At 24.8% G+C, this 21859-nt stretch carries 23 protein-coding genes, 1 pseudogene and 1 other annotated feature; of the genes and pseudogenes, 7 read left to right on the forward strand and 17 right to left on the reverse strand.

All coding sequences use genetic code 4. The features are described 5' to 3' along the window. The 10 genes from ACQH25_RS03590 to ACQH25_RS03635 all read right to left on the reverse strand — a co-directional run bounded on the left by ACQH25_RS03590 (window position 1) and on the right by ACQH25_RS03635 (window position 5784). Window positions 1-1182: a hypothetical protein gene (locus tag ACQH25_RS03590; protein ID WP_425380724.1), complete on the reverse strand. Its 1182-nt coding sequence runs from the start codon at window positions 1180-1182 to the stop codon at window positions 1-3. An 18-nt stretch (window positions 1183-1200) separates the two neighbouring features. Continuing rightward, the gene (locus ACQH25_RS03595; RefSeq protein ID WP_425380725.1) at window positions 1201-1578 is read right to left on the reverse strand and encodes a hypothetical protein; all 378 of its coding nucleotides are present in this window, start codon (window positions 1576-1578) and stop codon (window positions 1201-1203) included. Window positions 1579-1591: 13 nt separating this feature from the next. Continuing rightward, window positions 1592-1786: a hypothetical protein gene (locus ACQH25_RS03600; protein WP_425380726.1), complete on the reverse strand. Its 195-nt coding sequence runs from the start codon at window positions 1784-1786 to the stop codon at window positions 1592-1594. A 17-nt stretch (window positions 1787-1803) separates the two neighbouring features. Next, the gene (locus tag ACQH25_RS03605) at window positions 1804-2631 is read right to left on the reverse strand and encodes a hypothetical protein (protein ID WP_425380727.1); all 828 of its coding nucleotides are present in this window, start codon (window positions 2629-2631) and stop codon (window positions 1804-1806) included. An 11-nt stretch (window positions 2632-2642) separates the two neighbouring features. Next, on the reverse strand, window positions 2643-2879 hold the full coding sequence (locus ACQH25_RS03610) for a hypothetical protein (protein ID WP_425380728.1): 237 nt from the start codon (window positions 2877-2879) through the stop codon (window positions 2643-2645). After that, on the reverse strand, window positions 2879-3133 hold the full coding sequence (locus ACQH25_RS03615) for a hypothetical protein (RefSeq protein ID WP_425380729.1): 255 nt from the start codon (window positions 3131-3133) through the stop codon (window positions 2879-2881). The genes ACQH25_RS03610 and ACQH25_RS03615 overlap by 1 nt, the downstream gene beginning before the upstream one ends. A gap of 229 nt (window positions 3134-3362) precedes the next feature. Then, window positions 3363-3656 carry a hypothetical protein gene (locus ACQH25_RS03620; protein ID WP_425380730.1) on the reverse strand — a complete coding sequence of 98 codons (294 nt, stop codon included), beginning with the start codon at window positions 3654-3656 and terminating at the stop codon, window positions 3363-3365. Beyond that, window positions 3646-4083, reverse strand: a complete 438-nt coding sequence (locus tag ACQH25_RS03625; RefSeq protein WP_425380731.1) for a hypothetical protein — start codon at window positions 4081-4083, stop codon at window positions 3646-3648. The genes ACQH25_RS03620 and ACQH25_RS03625 overlap by 11 nt, the downstream gene beginning before the upstream one ends. Window positions 4084-4276: 193 nt before the next feature. Beyond that, window positions 4277-4438 carry a hypothetical protein gene (locus tag ACQH25_RS03630; protein ID WP_425380732.1) on the reverse strand — a complete coding sequence of 54 codons (162 nt, stop codon included), beginning with the start codon at window positions 4436-4438 and terminating at the stop codon, window positions 4277-4279. 734 nt (window positions 4439-5172) lie between these two features. Then, window positions 5173-5784 (reverse strand): restriction endonuclease subunit S, encoded by a 612-nt coding sequence (locus ACQH25_RS03635; RefSeq protein ID WP_425380734.1) that lies wholly within the window; start codon window positions 5782-5784, stop codon window positions 5173-5175. An 89-nt stretch (window positions 5785-5873) separates the two neighbouring features. On the opposite strand from ACQH25_RS03635, the gene ACQH25_RS03640 reads away from it, so the two are divergent. Further along, a complete protein-coding gene (locus ACQH25_RS03640) occupies window positions 5874-6101 on the forward strand; it encodes a hypothetical protein (protein WP_425380735.1) in 228 nt (75 codons plus the stop codon). Between the two features lie 818 nt (window positions 6102-6919). On the opposite strand, the gene ACQH25_RS03645 is transcribed toward ACQH25_RS03640, so the two are convergent. The 7 genes from ACQH25_RS03645 to ACQH25_RS03675 all read right to left on the reverse strand — a co-directional run bounded on the left by ACQH25_RS03645 (window position 6920) and on the right by ACQH25_RS03675 (window position 11162). Next, a complete protein-coding gene (locus ACQH25_RS03645) occupies window positions 6920-7153 on the reverse strand; it encodes a hypothetical protein (protein ID WP_425380736.1) in 234 nt (77 codons plus the stop codon). 158 nt (window positions 7154-7311) lie between these two features. Next, window positions 7312-7611, reverse strand: a complete 300-nt coding sequence (locus ACQH25_RS03650) for a hypothetical protein (protein WP_425380737.1) — start codon at window positions 7609-7611, stop codon at window positions 7312-7314. Beyond that, window positions 7595-7774, reverse strand: a complete 180-nt coding sequence (locus tag ACQH25_RS03655; protein WP_425380738.1) for a hypothetical protein — start codon at window positions 7772-7774, stop codon at window positions 7595-7597. The genes ACQH25_RS03650 and ACQH25_RS03655 overlap by 17 nt, the downstream gene beginning before the upstream one ends. Before the next feature lie 629 nt (window positions 7775-8403). After that, window positions 8404-9354 carry a hypothetical protein gene (locus ACQH25_RS03660; RefSeq protein WP_425380739.1) on the reverse strand — a complete coding sequence of 317 codons (951 nt, stop codon included), beginning with the start codon at window positions 9352-9354 and terminating at the stop codon, window positions 8404-8406. A 201-nt stretch (window positions 9355-9555) separates the two neighbouring features. Continuing rightward, window positions 9556-10005 carry a hypothetical protein gene (locus ACQH25_RS03665; protein ID WP_425380740.1) on the reverse strand — a complete coding sequence of 150 codons (450 nt, stop codon included), beginning with the start codon at window positions 10003-10005 and terminating at the stop codon, window positions 9556-9558. A gap of 253 nt (window positions 10006-10258) precedes the next feature. Further along, entirely contained in the window at window positions 10259-10450 is a 192-nt protein-coding gene (locus ACQH25_RS03670; protein WP_425380741.1) for a hypothetical protein, read from the reverse strand. A 220-nt stretch (window positions 10451-10670) separates the two neighbouring features. Continuing rightward, entirely contained in the window at window positions 10671-11162 is a 492-nt protein-coding gene (locus ACQH25_RS03675; protein WP_425380742.1) for a hypothetical protein, read from the reverse strand. A gap of 358 nt (window positions 11163-11520) precedes the next feature. On the opposite strand from ACQH25_RS03675, the gene ACQH25_RS03680 reads away from it, so the two are divergent. The 6 genes and pseudogenes from ACQH25_RS03680 (at window position 11521) to rpoC (ending at window position 21844) form a co-directional block, all read left to right on the forward strand. Beyond that, window positions 11521-12420: a hypothetical protein gene (locus ACQH25_RS03680; RefSeq protein WP_425380743.1), complete on the forward strand. Its 900-nt coding sequence runs from the start codon at window positions 11521-11523 to the stop codon at window positions 12418-12420. Window positions 12421-12576: 156 nt separating this feature from the next. Further along, a complete protein-coding gene (locus ACQH25_RS03685; protein WP_425380744.1) occupies window positions 12577-12843 on the forward strand; it encodes a hypothetical protein in 267 nt (88 codons plus the stop codon). Between the two features lie 251 nt (window positions 12844-13094). Next, window positions 13095-13222, forward strand: a sequence feature (ribosomal protein L10 leader region). A 36-nt stretch (window positions 13223-13258) separates the two neighbouring features. Continuing rightward, complete coding sequence (rplJ, locus tag ACQH25_RS03690; protein ID WP_425380745.1) at window positions 13259-13750, forward strand: 50S ribosomal protein L10; 492 nt, start codon at window positions 13259-13261, stop codon at window positions 13748-13750. Window positions 13751-13792: 42 nt separating this feature from the next. Then, the gene (locus ACQH25_RS03695) at window positions 13793-14176 is read left to right on the forward strand and encodes a ribosomal protein L7/L12 (protein WP_425380746.1); all 384 of its coding nucleotides are present in this window, start codon (window positions 13793-13795) and stop codon (window positions 14174-14176) included. Window positions 14177-14357: 181 nt separating this feature from the next. Next, window positions 14358-18056 (forward strand): annotated as a pseudogene (locus ACQH25_RS03700) (DNA-directed RNA polymerase subunit beta); the annotation flags it as partial. A 35-nt stretch (window positions 18057-18091) separates the two neighbouring features. Further along, complete coding sequence (rpoC, locus tag ACQH25_RS03705) at window positions 18092-21844, forward strand: DNA-directed RNA polymerase subunit beta' (protein ID WP_425381846.1); 3753 nt, start codon at window positions 18092-18094, stop codon at window positions 21842-21844. The last annotated feature ends 15 nt before the right edge of the window (window positions 21845-21859 follow it).

Raw genomic sequence — 21859 nt, forward strand, 5'->3', positions numbered from 1 at the left:
TTATTTAAGAGTTATTTTAATTAGATTTGTTGACCCTTTATAATTTATATCATTAACATTGGCAGTAATAGTTATATACAAATCACCTACTTTTTGTTTTTGATTACTTACATTAGTTTTTCCTTGGACATCACTAAAATATTTAATATTTGGATTTATTAAATTTGGATTTAATGATTTAAGTTCATTAGTACTTTTTATTTCTGTATCTAATTCATTATTATTTTTATTAACATTTGCAGTAATATTTGTTGTTAAACTTGTAATTTTAGTTTTTAAATCAATTTTATCAGTATTAATAATTCCACATAACATTCAACGTGAAGTTTTTTCTTCATCTGTTATATAAGGTATTGCTTCACCAGTTACTTCTCCACCAACTAAATATCTTCTTCCAACTTTACCATCATTAATATCTTGCACATATACAACTGTATTTTGTAACATATATCTTTTCATTGCTCTTGGGGTCGCTAAGACAAAAGACATAATTTTATTTTCATTATTATCAGTAAAAGTCATATAGTCATCCATTACAATTTGACATAATACACCTTTGATATATAAATTTGTTCCATTTAATCTTAATTGTTGTGCTATTTGATTATCAGTAATTAAACCTTTATTATCAGCTAAATAAACTAAACTATCATATAAATTATTAGTAATAAAAAATTGACAATTATTACTATTTCTTAATTGAAATAAAGTATTTCAAGCAGATAACATTGATTTTAAATAGCCTACTGGTGTTGTATCAGTAATATCTAATCTAGTTGCATATTTTGCAATTACAGTTGTATCATTATTTGCTAAATAATCTGCTAAATCATTAGCAACTTCATATTGCATTGTATTTAATAAATTTTGTCCATTTTCAGCGTTTAAATCAACATTAGCAATTATTTCACCTGCAACTGCTTCTTGTTTAATTTCTTTTAAAATTTTAATAGTTTCAGCATAACTAACATCTAATCCTTTACTTTTATCATTTCATTTTAATACTTTAATTTCTGAATTTTTTGGTTTTTTAACTATAAATTCAATTTTTGTAGAATTAACCATTTCAATAGGAAAAAAACTTGCTCATGGTGAATTTGATTGTTTATAAAATTCTATAAACTCTGGTGCTTCTACTAATTTTTCGGTATTATCTAAATTTTGATTAAATGGTACTGACATTTTTTCATTTCCTTTCTGTTATAAATTATTTTTCTTTTTATAATCTAATAAAGTACTTTTTATTGAACTTGGTTGATTTGTTATTATTGTTTGTTGTTTACCACCTGTATTGATTATTTCTTTAAATACTGGTTGTTCTTTAATCATTTTTTTAATAGCTTCTTCTATTTTTGAATTTTCTATATTATTAGTTTTAAATTTTAAATAATCATAAAATTCACTTTTAACTTGATATTTTTTAAATATATTAATTATTTCTTTTTCCTTAATTTCGTTATTTAATTTATTTAACTTATTTTCTGCTTCATTAACTTTATTTTCTATTTCTTGTGAAGAATCATTATTTTTAATTAAAGGTTCAGTTGCTTGTTGAACATTATTTTCATTTTCTAACATTTACAGCACCCCATTATTTAATTTCTTTATTAATTTTTTCATTAAGTTTTGCTAATTTTTTTTGATGTTTTATAATTTTATTATTTGCTCTAACATGTTTTGGAGTTGTAATAAATCTTTTTAATAAAACAATAATTTCTCGACAAATTAATATACCTGTACTTATTCCAATTGTTTCAAGTGCTTTTAAAAATTCTTGCATTTCCATATTTTCCTTTCATTTTTTTATAAAGTAAGATTACTATTACTACGTTGTAAAGCATTATTAGCTGTATCATCTCAATCTAATGAAACATTAGAATTATGACTGCCATATTGACTACTTGTTTCACTATTAATAGTAAATCTATCATCATTAATTAATCTTGTTGTTTCATTTGTAAAACTAGTTTCTTGCATTTCAGTATTATTATGTACTGTTTCCATAGGTAATAAATTATGAATAATTTCACTTATTCCTGCAATAATAGTAGGTATTGCATAAGCATTATTAAAATCGTTATTAATCCCCATCGCAACACCACTACTAATTAAACAACCACCAGTTGCCATATTTGCTATTTTTCGTATCGTTGCAAATTTATTAGGTATTAATTCAGTTAAACCATTAATAACATTGGTGATACCATAAGCATTTAATGAAATGTAAGTATCTCAATCCATTAATGACTGATTTTCTTGTTTATCTAATAATAATCATGGCGGTCCTTCCGTAGTAGTTGTAGTAGTTGGAATTGGTGTTGTTGGAATAATAGGATTAATATTATTTTCAGTTCATTTACTATAATTTGCTAAACCCATTGTTCCTAATCCTAATAATATTTTTTTACTACTATTAATTAATTTAGTTTTAGTAGTTGGTTTTTGGTTCAAGTTTCAGATATCTAAACCTAATTTTTTACCAAATAATAAAGAATTAATACTTCCTAATATTGGATTTGCTATTACTTGCCCATAATATGCACTTGTACCAATCATTGCACAAATAGGACTAATTCCCGTTCTTATTAATTTAGTTAAAGTATAATTTGAATGATTTTCTATATTTGGCATTTTAATCTCCTTTAATTTTCTAATTTTTTAATTGTTACTTTAATTCAACCTTGATAAACATCATTATCACCAACTATTAATGCAACATCACTTTCAGGGTCAGAAACAATGATGTGTTTTGATTTAACATTAGGATATTGTCTTAAAATAATTGCTCTAATATCATTACTTGTATGAATTGCTTTGGGAAATGGTGATAATATTTCAATTTCATCTTTATCACCAAATAAAGTAGGTAATATAATCATTAATGAAATTCTCCATTTTCTATAAACTCAATTACTTTATAATAAGCAGTAAGTTTACCTGCTTCTTTTAATGAATCACATAAACAAATACTAATTTGTTTATTTAACCAAATAATTAATTTTTCATTATATTTATTGATTACTTTTTGTTTAAACTCTTCTCTTATTTTTTTTATATTATTCAAATGTTCTTCTGTTATCTCTTTATTACGTTTTTTATTATATTCATTAATAATTTTTTGGTCTTTATTCATTATCAAACTCACCACTTCTTATTTTTTGAACTAAAATATCTAATAATAAGTCTATTTATGTATTCTCATATTCTTTTTGTGATTTTTTAATATAGTTAATTAATTTTTCTTTATTCATTATTATTCTCCTTATTTTTAGTTAAATTATTAACTATTTTTTCTAAACATTTCAAACATCAATTTTTACTTAATCAAATTCTTTTATTACAATATTTACATTTCTTCATTTTTACTCTTTTCATTTTTTAAATCATTTAACATTAATTGAACAAAATGCACGATTTTTAGGAATATTTAAAGTATTAAAGATTTGACCACTTACTATAATTTCATCATTTTTGTTTAATAAAATACATCGTTTATAAAATTTTGGGTTATTAAAAATTAAAGTAACATAGTTTAATCCATTTCATTGTCCACGAACACTATAATATAATTCTTTATTACCTTTTTCATAATGTTTTGCTTCAATAGTGTTACTCAGTTTTACTGTTAATTTCACATAATTTGATTTATCTTTCATTTTTAAAATTCCTTAAACAATATTGAATATGTTTATATGCATCTTCTTCATGTTTTGTTAATTTTATATTTCCTTTATAATTTTCTATTTTGTTTTTATTTTTTGGATGGTTTTCTAAATAATCTCAATTCATAACATCTTGTACTAACACCATTAATGCACCAATAATTTTAGGAGTTGCTAATGGATTAGTTAATAATTGTTTTGCACTTAAAAAGAAATTTTCTACAATAACTAATATTTTTTTATTATTAAACTCTTGTTTAATCGTTAAAAAGTATTCTTTAAACAAATTTTTACTTTCTAAAACAGTTTCTGCTTTAAATGTTTCATTAAAAATAATATTATTAGTTTCATTTGAATATATAATAATTCCATTACTACCTATTCCTGCTGGGTCAATACCAATAATTAATTCATATTGCATTATTTTTTATATCCCCTACTTAATCTAATATTTAAAATACAGTCATAACAAATTGCTTTACCGTTTTTATCTCTTAAAAAATATTTTCTTGTTTTAATATCATTAGTATTAAAAAATAGATAATCTAATTTATATTGTTTACATGTTCAACAAAAATATTTTTTCATTATGAATTAAAATATTCTTAGTAATATTATTTTCATACAGTAAATGCAGCAATTAAAAGAGCAACAGTTATCATTAAAACTATTGTAGATATTACAACAATAGTAGTTAAAGCAAATTTATTATTATAAATTTTATCAATAAATTTTTCTTTCTTTATTTCATGAGTTTTAATATTTTTTGTTTTCATAATTAATTTTATCCTTTAAATATGCCCTGTTTGCTTTTAGCATAAATGGCATATATTTTTGTTTTTTTTATTTATTAATACTATTAATATTATTTTTCTTAGAAAAATGGGCTCAAAAATAAATTGTAAAATTTTAAAAAACATTAAGGCATTCGATTCAATATTTATTTAATTTGCGTTTAACAAATTAATATTTTAATTGAACCGGCACCGCTTAATTTTTTTTACAAGTTTTAAATTTATTTTCTCGCCCAAAAAATTTTAAAAAAAATAAAAAATAAAACCAACACTCGCTCACTAGGGGAGTGGCAAGGTTGGTTAAATAAAAAATAGAATTAATATAATAGGTCCCTACAACAGGTCTATATATACTAATTACTAATTCGCTCCCACCCCAAGAATTACCATTTAATGGTTAGTATAATTTATTAGGTATCACTCCACTTTTTATTTATCCATGCAAGTCCACATGTTTTAGCTACTATTTTTAACAACTGTGGTGTAGTTCACTGTTTTAGTTCCCTAACACGTGTTGATAATAGTGTTAAAGAAGGTTATTAATTATTAACTTTCTCCTACTTGGTCACTGCATGTAGTAGATATTTAAAGCGTGTTAATAATAAAAATTTTAAAATTTTACAATTACAAAAAAAGACAAGATTTTTATTCTCGTCTTTTGTCATTTATTTTAATTTAAGGATTTAAAAAGGAAAGGAGATATTTACACAAAAATATTAGTTATAGACATCTTCGCTAAGCTCCCAGTTAAAATATGATAATAATTTTTCTTTTGTCTGTAAAGAATAGAGTTTTGTAATTAAAGAAAATAAGTTATTTATTAATTTTATTAATTTTTCATATATTTCTGCTAACTTTTCAAAAGGTTCTATAATGTCAATTATGCGCTGTTGAACAATTAATTCAGGTAAATTTATTTTGATTTGTTCTAAGTTATATTTAGAAATTTCTAAATATGTAGAACCATTTGAATATTTTAGTAAAACTTTTTTATTTTTAATAAATCAATAAAAAAGGAATTTATGTTTAACTATTTTCTTATTAGGAACAATTCTTTTTATTCCTTGACTAAAATAACATTTATCTAATTTATTTATTTTAACAATTCCAACAGGGGCTCTACAAGTTATAAAGATATCATTTTTATAAGCATAATTATAATTTAAATCAGTTATATATCTATCTGAATAATAAATAAAATTATTATAATTTTTTGTTAAAAAATTAGGAGTAATAAATGGAATTTCTTGTTTTCAAAAAATAGAAGATTTAGTTGATGGGGTAGAACCTCCATAAATTTTAGCAATTTTTAAAATTTTATATTCCATAAGTAAAACCAACGTTCTTTTTAAAATTTAAAATTATTTTTTAATTAATTTTGTATCTTAATTAATTAAGATACAAAAGTGAGTCTATTATGTTACTAAAAAATTACTTTTCTATATATGTTGGAAATAAAAATTCAAACCACGAAAATAAAAAAGGCAAATATATATTTTGAACATGCAATCCTGTTGCTACTAAATGTAATACATGAAATTTTGATGGAGAATATATTATCCTAGCAGGGAATAATGCTGTTGGCAATTTTCATATTAATTTTTCTAATGGAAAAATTGAGCCATATCAAAGAACTTCAAAGTAAAAGTTCCTTATATTTAAACAAATATCTTTATTATCAGTTTTATAAAACTAAACAATATTTTACTAAAAACTCCAAAGAAACAAGCACAAAATATTTAACAATAAATATTATAGAAAATTTTAAACTTATTTCTAAAAATGTAATAGATCAGCAACATATAATTGACATTTTAATGTCGTAATTAATTATAATACATTATTATTAGTTATTACAATTAATAATAAAATTTTGTAAGGGATAATAAATTATGAGAAATACTGATAATTATCAATTATGGTTAAATGAGTACAATTATTCAGACTGTACAGTTAAAACTTATATTTATAACAGAAAACACTTCTTAAGTTAAATAATAAAAAAATTAGTGTAAATAATATTAAAAAATATATTGAATATCAAATTACACATAACATTGATGTTAATTTATTTTTTTATGAATAGAAGTAATAAAATCATATTTAAGATTTTTAAAAAATAAAAAATTAATTAAAAAGATGCAGAACATTCAAATTTCAAAATCTTTAAGAAAATTTTTTGATATGATAAATAAAAGAGAACTAATCATTATTAATAATACAAACATATCAAAAAATTTATGAAATTAAGCAAAGAAATCAATTATTGTTTAAAATACTATTTTTTACTGAAGTTATACTCTATGAAATATCAAACTCAAAATAAACTAAAATTACTATCGTATTGTAACCCTATAAAGGTTACACTAATTAATATTTTTTAAATATTCTAATTTAATATCAATGTTTTGTTCAACTTTATAAATAAACCTGATTACTAATACGTTATCAATTAAATCAAATTTATAAATACCACTTTCAACTCCTATTTTTTACTGCTCATAGTGTTCTGTTTGATGCAAAAGTATTAGGTCCAGCTAAACCATTAACTTGATTAAAAAACGGATTTGTACTAGCTTTTAATTTATTTAGTTTAAAACCATGACTTGCAACATTATCTGTAAATAACGGTTTTAAACTACTGGCACTTGTTTCCACTATTGTAGCAATTGCAAACAGATCTATTAACTTTTTCATAATTACTCTCTCCATACTTATTTATGATGCTAAAACGCTTAAATATGCTGTTTTAGCGATATTTAAGGATATAAAATGTATTTTTTATTCATATTCTTAAATTCAATGCTTTATTTTTGTTTAAACACTATACATCAACATAATTATGATACATTTTATTAAATTATTACCAACTCGCTTTGCTTTAAAACAAATTTCTTTTCAATGGCTAAAATTTTACTAAATGAAAAAGAAGTATGAGATTTTTCACCTAAAGTTTTAATATAATATTTTCATTTTTCATTATCAACTTTCAATCATACACTTTCACTAATTTGTTGTTCTAAATTTCAAACTTGAAAAACTAAAATTGAATTTTGTTCACTAAAATAAACATTGCATTTATTACTTAGGTTATTTTCTTTTAATCAATTTTTATATTCTAATAAAAGTTTTTGTTCTTTATTTGATAACTGCATTGTTTTTACCACCTAGTTTTTTATTTTCAGTTTGGTTGATATCCCATGATGAAATTTCATCTTTAAGAAAATGATAATTACAAATATGTTTATAAAAAGTATTGCCATAAATCATAATTTTTATATTTCAACTTGCTTTTCGTCAACAATCACTACATTTCATAAAAATATCCTCCTTTCAAAGTAGTTTTAAAAATAAAAATTGTAACCAGCATAGGTTACAACTTATTTACTTTTAAACTTTCTTAAATTAAAAGAAAAATAAAAAAAATATTTTATAGATAGGCTTATTTTAGTCGGTTGTACCTATGGTTATTATTCAATTTTTATAGTTTAATTTTATCATATCTAATTAAAATTACAACTTTAATTCTTTAATTAAATACAAATGGTTACTGATGCCAACCGACTAAAGCCACACCAGTAACTAGATAATTGTACAATAAATAATTCAATTAGTGAATTATAACTTATTAAAATTTTGGTTTTTTAATAAAAATTTTAATGTGTTACAACTTATATCTTTATTAATATTTTTTAAAATTATTATTGGTACTAACTAAATTTTGTATCATGTAATTATTTACTAATATATCAATTTCAGTAATTAATAACAAACATTTTCGCTGTGTTACACTATTAATCTTTAATATTCTCACTACATCATATTATACAACTGTGCTGTACAAGCAACCATATAAACTTTTAAATCGTTTGTCTATGAGCAAATTTGATGGCTTAAAATTGATTTCAAGATTAAGTAAAAGATTATTACTATATAATTTCTGATTTTTATATTTTTGGCGAACTTGATTTAATGCTACTTGTTAAAGATTGATTTTGTAAATTTATAGAATTTCCTTCAATAAAATAAGCAAACGCATCAATATCTTCTTTAAAAGAATCACTAATGCCAGAATCTTTAGATTTTTTTCTATTAATTTTATTTGCAACTATATTTTCTTTTTCTGTTATAATAAATGTCAAAATTTTTTCTAAATCAAACAAAACATTATTTTTTAATTGTATTTTTTTATCATATTCGTTAAGAAATTCTTTTTTTGATTTTTTAAGTTTAGAAATGTTTATGCAATTGTTAGCAAGATTTGTAGAATATTTATTTAAATCTATTTCAATATTTTCTTTTGCTTTCTCTTTTTTTTCTTTTAAATTTTGAATTTGATTTATTTTTCTTTTTATTTTCTTATTGTTATTATAAAAACCAAAAGTTATAATTTTAAAAAAAATATTCTTAAATTTGCCATATTTTTTTTGTTCTAAATTTGTTATTTCTTCATTCAAATTTGTTATTGCTTTATTTAACTTTTCTGTTTTAACTTTAATATCATCATTATCAGCACTAATAGTATCTATGTTGTTATCAAATTTCTCAACTTCTTGTCTTTTTCATTTTAAACTAAAATTAATGCTTTTTATTGATAGATTTTTAAAATAGGTAAAGCAATCCTCTAATTGTTTAAGTTGTTCAGCATGAGTAAAACTAAATTTCTGCTCTTTTTTTAGTAATCATTCTTTATAGATGGTTGCATATTTTTTATCTTTTTCATCCACATTAACTAATTTGCTATTAAATCAAAATAAATCATTTTTGTTTACATCCTCATGATATAAAAAATGTTTCTCATATTCATAGTAAGGTTTTCTTCAAGATGTCTCAAGTAATTCTTTATCAACAAATCAATTTATATTATCTCACTTAAAATTTTCTAATTCTTTTTTCATTTTTTATTCCTTTCAAAATAAAAACTCATTTCCTTTAAAATGAAGCAATGAGTTAAAAACTTATATTAATCTTGTATAAATTAATTATACAAAATTTTAAGAAAAAAGAAAAAAGTTTACAAATAAAAATTTTAGTTCCTAATTCTTAAGATAGAAAATTTTTATATATTTAAATCAATGACTAAATATAATTTTATTGAATTATGTGTAACTGAGTTGTATTTTACCGATATAGTCTTTACTATCATCTTTAGCGACTAAATAAAATGTCTTCTCTTTTTTATTTAAATCAGTTATGTACATTTGATTAAAATCAAATGATAAATTTTGTAATTCAGTTGATAACAAAAATTGTAAAACTTTTTTTACTGGCTCATTTGGTATTGCATAAAATTCAATGTTTTGCAAAATATTAGTAATCTTGGTAATAGGGATTGTTGTTAAATCACGTTTCATATCAATAGTTGGTCATTCTTTAACAATTAATTTAGTTGGTTTTTTCTTTTTCTTCGCTTTCTCATTTTCTTCAACTTTTTCTTCTGTTTTAGCATTGCTCATAGTAACTCCAACACCCAAAATTGTAGAACTCATTAAGCCAACAATAATCTTCTCTTTTTTTCTTATCTTATTTTTCTTTCCAACTTTAGACATAATATTAACCTCTCTTTTAAATCTCTTGTATTCAAAAAATAAACAAGCCTAATTTGAATGAATTTAGTTATCTCGAAAACTATTTTTTCATATCCTATTTTATCCCCCCCCTAAATTTCTTACTATAATTTTATAATATTTTTACAATGTCCTTCTTTATATGCTTATTGTAAAAAGATAAAAACAAATAGGATAATTTATTTTTTGTGGAATTTTATTTTTATTTTTTTAAATCATTATCAGTGAATTTATTTTATATTAGTAAAGTTAATTTACTTGCATTTTTAATTACTAATCATTTATTCTCATTTATAATAACAGAAATTTTTGATTCACAATTTAGACAATTAATAAATGTTGGAAATTGATCTAAGATGTCTGTTAATTGGATTGTTAAACTGTCATGTGATCATTTGCTAATATTAATATCAAATCCAAAAGCCAATAATTTTTTAAATTTTTCAGAATTATTATTTGCTAAATTGTATATTAAATTTATTATTTCTCATTTGCTATCATTTTTTTATTTATAACTTTATTTCCTTTAACAAACTAACAGTATCTAAAAAATTTTTAGATTGCAATTATAGTTTAACAAATTTAATAATCTAATTTTTAATTAAAGTATTTTTTACTGAATAAATAAAATACACAGTTGCGTAGTTTTATTTTTCTTCTTCAATTTTTACTGTCATTTCTTGATCATTGAAAACAAATTTAACTTTTTTTTCCTTAGCATTTGTCATAGTTGGTTTATCATGTTTTTTTGAATCAAAGGATATTTTTGGCTTTTTTGTTAATTCTTTTTCATTTTTTAAGTAATATTTTTTAACGACATCAAAAATTTCATTATTTAAATTACCATCTTTATATCTTTTTTTAAATTTATAAAAATATTTATAGCGCTTATCTAAAATTAATGATTTAATCTCATTAAAAAGAACAAAGGAATTTCTACTTGAAAACTTATAATTATTTTTACCAATTTTTATTAAATTATCATTTATAATATTTTTTATTTTAAACTTAAATCTTCTTCTTTTAAAAATAAAAATAAATAACATAAACAATAAAATTAAAATGATAAGTGTAATAACTAATCCGATTATCATTCAATCTTTTAGTGAAAAATCTGATCAATTAATTAACATCATCATAATTTAACTCCATTATTATTTTTTCGGTTGTTCAATAGCTTTCTTTTTCAATAATTTTGCACATAAATAACCCCTTCTAAATTTTCTTAATGTAATTTTACATCATTACAAATAATCTATTCATATTTTACTTTGTATGAAATATAAATTAGCAAACTAATTAGTTGAATAAAAATGTTAATTTACTAACGAACATTGATAACTAATTAATATTAGTAAAGAAGAAAATTATAAAATTGCTTTAAAATTTTTTATTAGTGTTTTATATGCATTTATTGATAATTAAAAAAATATAGCAAGTAAAAATTTAGAAACTAAGATTAACAACACTTTAAGTGAAAACCAACAAGAAAAATTAATGTGAAAGAAACTAAAATTAGATAAAGAAATAGCAACATTAAAGCAAAAAAATGATCAAGTAGTAACAAAAATATATGAAGAGATTGTGTTACAAGAAAACTTTTTATATTTTATAACAACTTTAGTTCATAATAATAAATCAATTACCGAAGAGGTAGTATATATTGAAAATGATAAAAATGGTGAACCTAACGTTTGAACACAAATAAAAAAATATCAAGATATTAATATTTATGAAAAAGATAATTTAATAATTGAGCCAATTATCAAAGATAATAAAGATAATTTTTCTTATATCCCCATTAAAAAATTTCTTTTAAATTTAGAAGCAGAAAAAAGTAAAATTTCAAAATCAGAATGAGGAATATTTATTTCAGTTACATTCTTGAGCATTGCGTTTTTACTTGTTGCACCAGTGATTGCTCCGTTTTTATTAGCAATTGCATGAGAAAAGGCTCTAGTTTCTGTCTGTGGTGTTATCTTCGGTTGAATTGTTAATAAAGGAATAAATGCGCTGGTAGCTGACAAAACTAAAAAAGTTGAAGCGTTAATGAAAATAAAGCTTTTTTCATGAATACGTAAAATATTTAATAAAAGAAGTATTGGTAAAACAAAAGAAGAATTAGATATTAAAAATAATATAGATAAAATAACAGAAAATTTAAAAAGTGAAAAATTTGAAACTTGATTATCAACACAATTTTCTATTTTAAAAAGTCTATTAAATGTTAGAAAAGATATAAAAGCAAATAAATTAATTACTGAAGAAAAGAACTCAAAAATTAAAAATGATATAACTACTGTTAATGATAAAAGTTTTAATGCAAGTAAAGTTAATGATTTTGATAGACAGCCTGCAACAAATGCATATACAAAAAAAAGATATTTTTCAATATAGATAATTAAAAATAATTTTAGTTATTCTTTTAAGAAAATTTTTTTTGTTTTTTACTGTATTCTTATATATTTTTTTTATAAAAAAATATATAATTTTATTGAGTATTTGAAAATAGAGAAAATATTCAGAAATAAGAAAGGAATTATTAATAATACTATGGAAAAAAGTGGTCGAGAATTGACAGCAGAAGAAATAGAACTGCATAATAAAAACGCTGAAATAAGAAATAAAGCAAGTAAAAAATATGAAAAGGAAAGAAGAAGTAAAACTGCTAAAGCTCTTGGTTTTAAATCAACTGAAACAGCATTAAAAAATAAACTTTCTCAACTTGAATTAGATAAAAGCGAAATAAATAGTGCCTCTTCTTCAAAAAATACTAGCACTAGCGAAAGTGTCACTAGTAACAATATTAATAAAATATAACAATTATAAATTTGAATAAATAAGCTTCATAATGAAGTTTATTTTATTATGAAGTCATTATTTTTGTGTGATGATGTCACTTTGCTTAATATTAATATTATGTAATTAATAACTTACTATTAAATTTTAGATATGTAAAGTATTATTAAATTTATTAATTATTTTTGATACAAATATGATATTGATAAATAATGTTATTTATTTAATTTTTTCTAAATTTTCCTTGATTTTAATATATATTTATCATATAATATACAAGCTAGAATAAGCCAAAGACAGCAACGGACTTTTTGTCTTAATTATGTTGCCCAGGTAATTTCCATCATAATAGATATGCATGTGATTTGCTCGGTTTTGTTCCGAGTTTATTTACTACTTATTGCTAGTTATTTCAGATAATTAAGGAGGTGTACTTATGCGCCCAGCAATGGTTGAAAAACAAAAAACTATTGATTTAATTGCTAAGCAAATTAATGATGCAAAAACAACAATTGTTGTCCAATATCAAGGTATGAATGTTGAAGAAATAAGTTTTTTACGTAAAGAGCTAAGATTTAAAGGAGCAACATTTACTATTTATAAAAATAATTTAGTTGCTCGTGCTTTAAAAAAAGAATACTCATTACTCAAAGATAGTTTAGTTGGTCCAAATGCTTTTATTTTTGGATTTGAAAATGACTTAGAAACAACTAAAATACTTTCTAATTATGCTAAAATTAATAAATTATTAGTATTAAGAGGTGGCATTTTTGAAGGAAAAGTTATTAATCAAACTGAGTTACAAAAAATAGCATCTTTACCATCAAAGTTAGAATTAATTTCAATGTTAGCTTCTTGTTTACAAGCACCAGTTCGCAACTTAGCTTTAGCATTTAAAGCAGTTGCTCAACAAAAAGAAAACGCATAATTAACACTTATTAAATAAAAATACTATATGGAGGAAAAAATAATGGAAAACATTACAAATAAACAAATTATTGAACATGTTAAAACAATGACAGCAGTTCAATTAAAAGAATTAGTTGAATTAATTGAAACAACTTTTGGAGTAACTGCCGCCGTTGCTTCTGCACCAGTAGCAATTAAAGAAGAAACAGCAAAACCATCAACAGTATCAGTAATTCTAAAAAAAGTAGGAGAAAAAGAAAGACTTGAGGTTATTAAAGCAGTTAAAGCAGTTGTTGGTGGTACCATGTCTTTAATCGATGCTAAAAAAATAGTTGATGCAGTAGCAAAATCACCACAAAAAGTTTTAGAAAATGTTGATACCGCAAAAGCAGCCAAATGTGAAGCAACATTAAAAGCTGCTGGTGCCATTGTTGAAGTTAAGTAGTTTAAACATTAAAAATTTATATGAAAACCAGTTTTAATTAATACTGGTTTTCTGTTTGTTATTTAAATAAAATTTATCAACTTAAAACTTAATCTTAATTAAATGAATTAGTAACTTAATACTAATTACCAAAAGTCAAACTATTTGATTGTAATAAATTTTAAAAATTGGAGATGAACCAATGTCATATACTACAAAACAATTTGGTCATTATGCTAAAAGACGTGACTATACTAAAGTATCAGGAAATTTAGATCTTCCTGATTTGATTTCAATTCAACGTGATACTTATAAGTGATTTCTTGATACAGGAATCCAAGAAGTATTTAGTGAAATATTTCCCGTAACTGATAATGATAATCGGATTATTTTATCATTGATTGATTGAGAATTTCGAAAACCAAGACGAACATTAAAAGAAGCAAAAGATGAATCAAAAACTTATGAGGCACCAATCTATACAAAATTATCTTTGTCAATTCATGAAACTAATCGTCATTTAACAATTGCTACTAAAGATAATATTTTAGATTATTTAATGCGATGAATTAAAGAACAATTTAGCATTAAAAATATTAGTGAACCAAAAGTTAGTGATAATATCTATTATTTTGAAGAAAAAAGTGTTCATGCTAATAGTGAATTTTCAACTATTGAAATTACTATTAAAAGTAGAGAAGAAGATGTTTTAATTGTTGATTATACATTAACTCGTGAAGGAGATGTATTTTTAGGTGATTTTCCATTAATGACACAAAAAGGAACATTTATTATTAATGGAAGTGAAAAAGTTGTTGTTTCGCAATTAGTTCGTTCACCAGGTACATACTTTAAAATTGAAATTGATCCAAAAACTGGATTATATAAATTTTTAGGTGATTTAATTCCATCACGTGGAACTTGATTAGAATTTGAAACCGATTCTAAACGTAATAAATTAGTTCGTAATAAAAATGCAATTAAAGATATTATTCAAGTTAAAATTGAAAAATCACGTAAGATTGCAGTAACTACTTTGCTTACTGCCTTAGGATTAACTAAAGAAGATGTTATTACTATTATTGGTAAAGATGATGTTTTATTAAATACTTATGAATATGATAAACATCAAAATTGATCAGCAGCAGTTCAAGAAATTTATAAAAAAATTAAAGCAGGAGAAACTGCCAGTGTTGATGGTGCAGCTAAATTTTTAACTGGACTATTATTTGATTCAAAAAAATATGATTTAACAAAAGCAGGAAGATATAAATTAATCCAAAAATTAGCTATTGCTGATCGTGTTTTAAATTATACTTTGGCTGAAGATATTAAAGATATTGCTGGCAATCTTGTGTTAACAAAAAAAACAGTGATTGATAAATCAAAATTAGCGGTTTTAAAAACAGTATTAGAAGCAGGTGCTTGCTTAGTACCAATAAAAACATCAATCAGTGATAGTCAACCAAAACATTATGTTCAATTAATTAAAGTTTATAATAATAAAGAAAGATTGAATGAACCTATTAATATTGTTGGAATTAATCCTAAATGTAAGGAAGTAATAATTACTATTGCCGATATTTTAGCAACACTATCTTATATTTTAAACTTTGTTCATGGTATTGGTAATGGTGATGATATTGATCACTTAGCAAATCGTCGTATTCGTACCATTGGTGAATTATTACAAAATCAATTCCGTATTGGGATGGGACGGATTGAAAAGAATGTTAAAGAAAAAATGTCCACTACTGATAGTGACAAAATGAAACCAGCAAACATTACTAATAATAAACCATTAACAGCTGTTATTGGTGAGTTTTTTAATTTATCACAATTATCACAATTTATGGATCAAACTAATCCATTAGCAGAATTAGCTAATAAAAGACGTCTAACAGCATTAGGTCCTGGTGGATTATCACGTGATCGTGCTAGTTTAGAAGTTCGTGATGTTCACTACTCACACTATGGAAGAATTTGTCCAATTGAAACTCCAGAAGGACCTAATATTGGTTTAATTAATAATTTAGCTACTTATGCTCGTATTAATGAGTATGGTTTTATTCAAACCCCTTACCGTCAAGTAGTTGCCGGTAAAATTACTAATGAAATTAAATATTTAACAGCAGGTGAAGAAAAAAATTATATTATTGCGCAAGCTAATATTGAATTAGATGCTAATAATATTATTAAAAATAATAATGTTATTGCTCGTAGTAATGGCCAAAATATTATTGTTGGACCAAATGAAGTTGAATATATTGATGTTTCACCAAAGCAAATTGTTTCAATTGCCACAAGTTGTATTCCATTTTTAGAAAATGATGATGCTAACCGTGCGTTAATGGGTGCTAATATGCAACGTCAAGCAATTCCCTTATTAAAACCAGAAACACCAATTGTTGGTACTGGTGTTGAATATGCAGTTGCTCGTGACTCAGGATTAGCTATTGTTGCTAATTTACCAGGAGTAGTAAAATATGTCGATTCTAATGAAATTATTATTAAGTCACAAGATGAAATTACAACTTATGAATTAAGTCGTTTTGAACGTAGTAATCAAGGAACGGCAATAACTCATGTGCCGTTAGTTAAAGTTGGTGATATAGTTGAAACTAATCAAATTTTAGCTGATGGACCATCAATGAAAGATGGTGAGCTGGCATTAGGACAAAATGTAATTATTGCTTTTATGACTTGACACGGTTATAACTATGAAGATGCTATTATTATTAGTGAACGTTTAGTAAAAGATGATGTTTATACTTCAATGCATATTGAAGAGTATAATTTAGAATGTCGTAAAACAAAGCAAGGTAAAGAAGAAATCACTCGTGAAATCCCTAATACTTCTGAGCAATCAAGACGTTATCTTGATGATGAGGGAATTGTTTTAATTGGAACTGAAGTTAAAGAAGGAGATATTCTTGTTGGTAAAGTTACACCAAAAGGGCAAACACAGTCAACAGCAGAAGAAAAATTATTAGCAGCTATTTTTGGTGAAAAATCACGTAATGTTAAAGATAATTCGTTACGAGTACCTAATGGTGGTGCTGGTATTGTCCAAGGTATTAAACGTTATAAACGTGAAGATGGTTTTGATTTACCTTCCGAAGTAGAAGAAGTAGTTAAAGTATTTATTGTTCAAAAACGTAAAATTCGAGAAGGAGATAAAATGGCGGGAAGACATGGAAATAAAGGTGTTATTTCTAAGGTTTTACCAATTGAAGATATGCCATTTTTAGAAGTTGGAACACCAGTTGATATTATGTTAAATCCATTAGGGGTACCATCACGGATGAATATTGGTCAAATTCTTGAATTACATTTAGGGATGGCTGCTAAAACTTTAGGCATTAAAGTAGCAACCCCTGTTTTTGATGGAGTCAAAAACGAAGACTTATTAGCTATCATGAAAGAAGCAAAATATAATGATTTTGATAAGTTAACATTATATGATGGTTTAAGTGGTGAGAGATTTGCCAAGAAAATTTCAGTTGGTGTTATGTATATGCTAAAACTATCACACATGGTTGATGATAAATTACATGCTCGTAATGTTGGACCATATTCATTAATCACACAACAACCATTAGGTGGTAAAGCGCAAAATGGTGGACAAAGATTTGGAGAAATGGAAGTTTGAGCTTTAGAAGCTTATGGTGCTGCTCATACTTTACAAGAAATTCTAACTATTAAATCGGATGATATTAAAGGTAGAATTAAAACTTATGAAGCAATCCTCCGTAATAAACAAATTCCAACGCCTGGTATTCCCGAATCATTTAATGTGTTAACGAAAGAGTTACAAGGTTTAGGAATAAATATTATGTTAATTGACGAAAAAGGTCAAGAACAAAAAGTGGTAACTTACGATGAAGAAGTCGAAAGTTATCTTGAGGATTAGAAAAGGAGTAACCAATTATGCCAATGCAAAAAAATTCAAAACATTATACTGCTCTTAAAATTTCTCTTGCTTCTCCTGATCAAATTCGTTCATGATCACATGGGGAAATTACCAAGCCAGAAACAATCAATTATAAGTCATTAAAACCTGAAAAAGATGGATTATTTGATGCGCGAATTTTTGGACCAACTAAAAATTATGAATGTACCTGTGGTAAATATAAAAAAATAAAAAATAAAGGTAAAGTTTGTGAACGCTGTTTAGTAGAGATTACCGAAGCAATTGTGCGACGCGAACGTTTGGGACATATTGAATTAGAAGAACCCGTTACTCATATTTGAATGTTAAAAGCTTCGCCTTCCCGAATTGCTTTAGCACTAGATATGAAAGCTAAAGATCTAGAAGAAGTGGTATATTTTGTTTCTTATATTATTTTAGATCCAGGAACCGCTAAAGGTTTAAAACAAAAAATGATTATGGATTTAGGTAATGCTAAATCTTCTGCTGATACTCGTAATCGTTTACGTAAAGTATTTGCCCAAATTTTGGAACAATTGGAGCCTTCTTCTTTTGCTTATACTCGTGCTCAAATGTTAACTGATACCTTATCAGATACTTCACGTCCATTTTCAATGGATGAATGTGCCCAGTTTATTACTAAACATACCGGAACAAAGTTTGGTATTGGTGCTGCTGCTATTGAGTATTTATTAAAAAATATTAATTTAGAAAAAGAATTTCTGACAATTAAAAAACAATTGTCAAACAAGAAATCACAAACTGATCGTCGAAAATTAGAACGTCGTTTAGATGTTATTGATTCTTTTGCAAAATCAGGAAATAAGCCAGAATGGATGGTATTACATGCTATTCCGGTCATTCCTCCTGATATTCGTCCAATTATTCAATTAGATGGTGGTCGTTTTACAACATCAGAAATTAATGATTTATATCGTCGAATTATTATTCGTAATGAACGTTTAAAAAAAGTAAAACAAATGGGCGCACCAATCTTAATTATTAACAATGAAAAAAGAATGTTGCAAGAATCAGTTGATGCTTTATTTGATAATGAACGGAAAGCACGTCCAGTAACTGGTAGAGATAAACGTCCATTAAAATCTTTAACTTCAACATTAAAAGGAAAACAAGGACGTTTTCGTCAAAATTTATTAGGTAAACGTGTTGATTATTCAGGACGAAGTGTTATTGCTGTTGGTCCCGAATTAAAAATGTATCAATGTGGTATTCCTCGTGATATGGCAATTATTTTGTTTAAGCCTTTTGTTGTGCAAAGATTAGTTCATCACGAATTAGCGTTAAATATTAAAATTGCTGAAAAACTAATTGAAATTCAAGACGAACGAATTTGAGATATTTTAGAAGAAGTAATTAAAGATCGTCCTGTTTTATTAAACCGTGCGCCAACTTTGCACCGTTTAGGAATTCAAGCGTTTGAACCAATTCTAGTTAAAGGAAAAGCTATTCGTTTACATCCTTTAGTAACTCCTGCTTTTAATGCTGACTTTGATGGTGACCAAATGGCTGTTCACGTACCAATTACCCAAGAGGCAGTAGCTGAAGCAAGAAGTTTAATGTTGGGTTCAAAAAATATTTTAAGTCCAAAAGATGGTAAGCCAATTGTCACACCAACGCAAGATATGGTGCTTGGTAATTATTATTTAACTATTGAAAAGTTAGATGAATTAGGTCAAGGTTCAATTTTTAAAGATGTCAATGAGGCAATTAAAGCTTATGATACAAAACAAGTTTCATTACATGCTATTATTGGGATTCGGGTTGCTAGTTTAGGTGAAAATAAATTTGCTGCCACTGATCAAAATAAATTTTTAATTACTACGATTGGTAAAATTATTTTTAATCAAATATTTTCACCAAAAATGCCCTTTATTAATCGTCCTAATATTATTAATTTAACTGAGACTCATAATGAGGATTTGGTGACTTCTGCTGTTGACTTTCGTGAATTTATTAAAAAGCGAGTTCTTGTTGAACCATTTAAGAAGAAAGCTTTAGCAGATATTATTCACAAGTATTTTAAAACTTTTGGTACCCAATTAACAGCACAAATGTTAGATAAAATGAAAAATCTTGGCTTTAAATTTTCAACAATTTCAGGAACAACAATTTCTGCTGGTGATGTTGTTTCTTATTCAGGTAAAACAAAATTATTTAAAGAAGCAGATCAATATGTTAAAACAATTAATAAGTTCTATAAGCAGGGAATGTTAACTAATCGTGAACGTCATTATCATATTATTAATAAATGAAGTGCGATTAAAAATAATATTCAAGTTGAATTAGAAACATTGTTAAGAAAAGATATTGAAAATCCGATCTTTATGATGTGAGATTCAGGAGCAAGAACAAATATTAGTAACTTTACGCAATTAGTAGGAATGCGTGGATTAATGAATAATCCGAAGGGTGAGGTTATTGAATTACCAATTAAATCTTCATTCCGTGAAGGATTAAATGTTTCAGAATTTTTTATTTCTACTCATGGTGCCCGTAAGGGAATGGCTGATATGGCGTTGAAAACTTCTGATTCAGGTTATTTAACGAGAAGATTAGTTGATGTATCACAAGATATTATTGTTACTGAAGAAGATTGTAATACTGGTAATGGCTTTATGATTAGTGATGTTGTTGATCAAAAACGTAATAATATTATTGTACCATTACGTGATCGTTTATTTGGACGTTTTGTCCAAGGTGAAGTTGTTGATAGCAATAATAACATAATTGTTGCTAATAATGAATTAATTACTGAAAAATTAGTAGAAGAAATATTAGCAGCAAAAGTTTCAAAAATAAATATTCGCTCTGTTTTAACTTGTGAAGCAAGTTATGGTGTTTGTCAAAAATGTTATGGTATTAATTTAACAACGGGAACTGTTGTTGCTATTGGTGAAGCAGTTGGCATTATTGCTGCACAATCAATTGGTGAACCAGGAACGCAACTAACGATGAGAACTTTCCATACGGGAGGAGTTGCTGGTGGTAGTGATATTACCCAAGGATTACCAAGAATTAAGGAACTATTAGATATAACTAATCCAAAAGGTGCTGTTGCCATTATTAGTGAATTTGATGGTAAAGTAACAGATATTCGTGAAGAACAAGGAATTTATACCATTACAGTAAAATCAAAACTTGATTATAAAGAATATAAAACTCAATATAATGCCCAAGTCAGAATTAAAGTTGGTGATAATGTTAAAATTGGTCAAAAATTAACTGAAGGTGCTATTAATATTACTCAATTACTAGAAGTAGCAGGAATTATTGAAGTTCAACAATATATTTTAAAAGAAGTACAACGTGTTTATCGTTTACAGGGAATTGAAATTTCAGATAAGTATATTGAAATTATTATAAAACAAATGTTGAATCGTATTTTTGTTGTTGAGGGTAATGATTCACCATTATTACCTGGTGCCATTGTTGATATTAAAGAATTTAAAAATGTTAATGCCAAAATTATTGTTGCTGGTAAAAAACCTGCTTTTGGTCATCCTATTATTTTAGGAATTAAAAAAGCACCATTGGAATCAGAATCATTTTTGGCAGCTGCTTCTTTCCAAGATACAACTAGAGTATTAACGAATGCTGTTATTAAATCAAAACAAGATAATTTGCGTGGTTTAAAAGAAAATGTTATTTTAGGGAACTTAATTCCAGCTGGTACTGGTTTAATGGCAACTGAAAAATTAATAGAGATGGGTAATGATGCCCTTAATGAAGAATACTAAATTATAATGAAAATG

Source organism: Spiroplasma endosymbiont of Polydrusus pterygomalis, assembly GCF_964030825.1.
GTDB lineage: Bacteria > Bacillota_I > Bacilli_A > Mycoplasmatales > VBWQ01 > Spiroplasma_E.